This is a genomic window from Micromonospora foliorum (genome assembly GCF_022229015.1).
Lineage (GTDB): Bacteria > Actinomycetota > Actinomycetes > Mycobacteriales > Micromonosporaceae > Micromonospora > Micromonospora foliorum.
In genome coordinates, this window is sequence record NZ_JAKKFF010000501.1 from 1 (window position 1) to 3,314 (window position 3,314).

3 protein-coding genes and 2 pseudogenes are annotated in these 3,314 nt (G+C 74.2%); 4 read left to right on the forward strand and 1 reads right to left on the reverse strand.

The window, feature by feature from the left end:
- From PSH25_RS28890 to PSH25_RS28905, 4 genes and pseudogenes are all read left to right on the forward strand, one after another.
- A partial coding sequence (locus PSH25_RS28890; protein ID WP_274528107.1) for a sugar phosphate nucleotidyltransferase occupies positions 1-540 on the forward strand: 540 nt, incomplete at its 5' end.
- Positions 537-1,850, forward strand: coding sequence for a molybdopterin molybdotransferase MoeA (locus tag PSH25_RS28895; protein WP_030329151.1), 1,314 nt, complete (start codon positions 537-539; stop codon positions 1,848-1,850). The genes PSH25_RS28890 and PSH25_RS28895, both read left to right, overlap by 4 nt.
- A gap of 111 nt (positions 1,851-1,961) precedes the next feature.
- A complete protein-coding gene (locus tag PSH25_RS28900; protein WP_238662038.1) occupies positions 1,962-2,612 on the forward strand; it encodes a GNAT family N-acetyltransferase in 651 nt (216 codons plus the stop codon).
- A 206-nt stretch (positions 2,613-2,818) separates the two neighbouring features.
- A pseudogene (locus PSH25_RS28905) lies at positions 2,819-3,142 on the forward strand (divisome protein SepX/GlpR); the annotation flags it as partial.
- Positions 3,143-3,160: 18 nt separating this feature from the next.
- Here PSH25_RS28905 and PSH25_RS34260 read toward each other — a convergent pair.
- Positions 3,161-3,256, reverse strand: a pseudogene (locus PSH25_RS34260) (hypothetical protein); the annotation flags it as partial.
- Positions 3,257-3,314 lie beyond the last annotated feature (58 nt).

Here is a 3,314-nt window from a genome sequence, read left to right on the forward strand (position 1 = left end):
TTCGCGGTGCTGCTCGGCGACGAGTTCGTCAAGCCGTCGGAGCCGCTGCTGCCGGCGATGCTGGAGTTGCAGGCCCGCACCGGCGGTGTGGTGCTCGCGTTCTTCGAGGTCGACCCGGCCGAGACCAAGCGGTACGGGATCGCCTCCGTCGAGCCGGCCGAGTCGGAGCTGACCGACATCGGCGAGGTCGTCAAGGTGACCGGGATGGTGGAGAAGCCGCAGCCGGAGGACGCCCCGAGCAACCTCGCGGTGCTCGGCCGTTACGTGCTGCCGGGCAAGATCTTCGACGCGATCCGGCGGACCAAGCCGGGCAGCGGCGGCGAGATCCAACTGACCGACGCGATGGAACTGCTGCGTACCGAGGGCACCCCGGTGCACGCGATCGTCTACCGGGGCACCCGCTACGACACCGGCATGCCCCTGGGATACCTCCAGACGGTGGTGCAGATCGCCGCCGAGCGCGAAGACCTGGGCGCCGAGTTCCGGTCCTGGCTGGCCGACTTCGTCAAGGCCGACGCGGCAGGCGGATCTGGTACATGACCGCGACGGCCGACGCCGAGGCGGCCGCGAACGAGTTGACGCCGCTCGCCGACTACCTGGGCAGCGTGCTGCGCAGGTTGCGCGCGCTGCCGCCACTCGACCTCGACCTCACCCAGGCGCACGGCAACGTCCTCGCCGAGGACGTCGTCGCGCCGCACGCCTTCCCGGCCTTCGACCAGGCGGCCGTGGACGGCTACGCCGCGCGCTGGGAGGACATTTCCGGAGGGGGCCGGGGGCCGAGCTACGTCCCGGCCCCCTCCGGCACGCCCGGTGGCCGCACCATCCGGCTCAACGTGGTCGGCGATCTCGGCGCCGCGAGCTGGCGGCCGGTCCGGCTCACCCCCGGCTCGTGCTTCTCGGTGGCCGCCGGGGCGCCGCTGCCGGTCGCCGCGGACGTCGTGGTCCCGGTGGAGTGGACCGACCAGGGCATGGCCGCCGTGGAGATCTTCCGCACCCCCAAACGGGGGTACGGGGTACGCCGCGCCGGCGAGGAGCTGCCCGCCGGCACCCTGCTCGCCCGGGCCGGCACCTACGTGTCCCCGGCCCTGGTCGCCGTCTTCGCGGCGACCGGCATCGGGCACGTGGTGGTCCGGCCCAGTCCACGGGTGGTCATCGTGGCCACCGGTGACGAACTCGTCGACGTGGGCCGGGGCAGCCAGCCCGGCCAGGTGGTGGACGCGAACTCGCACGCGCTGACCGCCGCGGCGGCCGAGGTCGGCGCACTGGCGTATCGGGTGGGAATCTGCGACGACGACCCGGAGGGGCTGCGCGGGCTGCTGGAGGACCAGACGCTGCGCGCCGACCTGATCATCACCACCGGTGGCACCGGCACCGGCCCCGGCGACATGGTGCGCCGGATCCTCTCCCGCCGCGAGGGCGGGCGCGCCGGGCCGGTCACCTTCACCGACGTGGCGCTCTATCCCGGCACCGCGCTCGGGTTCGGCACGGTCGGCGCCGAGGAGGTGCCGGTGGTCTGCCTGCCCGGCGACCCGGGCGCCGCGTTGATCGGCTTCGAGGTGTTGGCCCGCCCCGCCATCCAACTGCTCGCCGGCGCCGAGCCGGTGTTCCGACCCAGTGTGCGGGCACACCTGCTGGAGACCGTGTCGTCACCGGCGGGACTGCGCGAGTTCCGGCCGGCGCACGTCGCCGAGCGACGTGGCGGCGGGTACACGGTCCAGCCGCTCAGCGGCGGGCCGTTCACCCTCTCCGGGCTGGCCGAGGCCAACGGGCTGCTGGTGCTCGGCGAGCGGGTCACCACGGCCGCGGCCGGCTCCACCGTGGACGTCCTGCTGCTGGACCGCCGCCGGTGACCTGTCCCGGCCGGTCCGCTCGCGGGCCCGTGTCGGATGGTCGTCGGAGGTGTGGGTGAACGCGGCGGGGCCACTTGCGCGCGACACGGTCCCGCGCGGGAGACTGTGCGGGTGAGTCTCTTCGGACCCGCGCGGGCACCGGGCTGGCCGGTGGAGCTGGCCGACGGCCCGGTGCTGCTGCGGCCCTACCGGCGTTCCGACGCGGCGGCGTGGTCGGAGGTACGGCGCGCCAACCGGGCCTGGTTGGCGCCCTGGGAGTCGTCGCTGCCCGGCGGTTGGGACGAGATGAACTCGCCGGCCGCGTTCCGTTGGGTGCACCGCGACCAGCGCCGCTCGGCCCGCGAGGGTGAGGGCATGCCGTTCGCGGTCTGCCTGCGTGAGGCCGATCGGGACCGGCTGGTCGGGCACATCAACGTGGGCAGCATCGTGCGGCGGGCGCTCTGCTCCGGCTACGTCGGCTACTGGGTGGACGCGCGGGTCGCCGGCCGAGGTGTGATCCCGACGGCGCTCGCGCTCGCCGTTGACCACGCGTTCGGCCCGGGTGGGCTGCACCGGGTGGAGGTGAACATCCGCCCGGAGAACCGGCCGTCCCGGCGGGTGGTGGAGAAGTTGGGCTTCCGCGAGGAGTCGTACCACGTGCGCTACATGCACATCGACGGCGCGTGGCGGGACCACATCGGGTACGCGATGACGAGTGAGGAGATCGCCGCCGAGGGCGGCCTGCTGGCCCGCTGGCACCGGGTACGTGCCGACGCGCGGTAGGAGGATTTCCCGAGCTACTCCCCGTCGTCCCACGGACGGGATCGGCGCGGCGCGGTGGCATCCCGGTCGGTGCGCCGTAACCTCAAGTAACTGCAAGCTGCGGCAAGCGCTCCCCGGCCGGACGATCCACGCACCCAGGCGCGATCGGTGGAAGATCCTGCGGTCGGATGGCGGTTGCTTCGAATTCGGTGACGGGAGGGGTGAGGGTGCCGACCTCGGTGCTCCTCGCCGTCCTCGCCGCCGCCGGCCTGCTCGCCCTGGCCCCGGCGCTGGTTCGCCGGTACGACGCCACCGAGCGGCTGGTGGCGGAGCGGGCGCAGTCGACGGCGCGGGTGCTCCAGCGCCGCCGACGGCGCCGTACTGTGCCAGGACGGCGACCCGTCCACCCTCCGCGCTCACTGGTCGTCACCCTCAGTGAGAACGCGGCTACCGGCGCGTTGAGCCCGCCGGTCTCCGCGCCCCCGGCCGCCCGGCGCTCCGGTCGGCTGCGCGCCGTGCCCGCCGAGCACCAGCCGCGCGGGGAGGAAGGTGAGCATCACCAGCACGGTGGCGGCGATGCCGATGGCGGCGACCGGGCCGAGCGCACGGGGGGAGTTGAGGCTGGACAGCAGCAGGCATAGCAGGCTGACGGCGCCGGGGGCCACGGACGCGATAGTGGCCGGCGCGGCGCCCTGACACGCTGCCTTCAGTGGCTCCCGGCCG

Bases quoted from the DNA above. Each gene is read 5' to 3' on its own strand.
- PSH25_RS28895 (WP_030329151.1), top strand. From the start codon at position 537: ATGACCGCGACGGCCGACGCCGAGGCGGCCGCGAACGAGTTGACGCCG.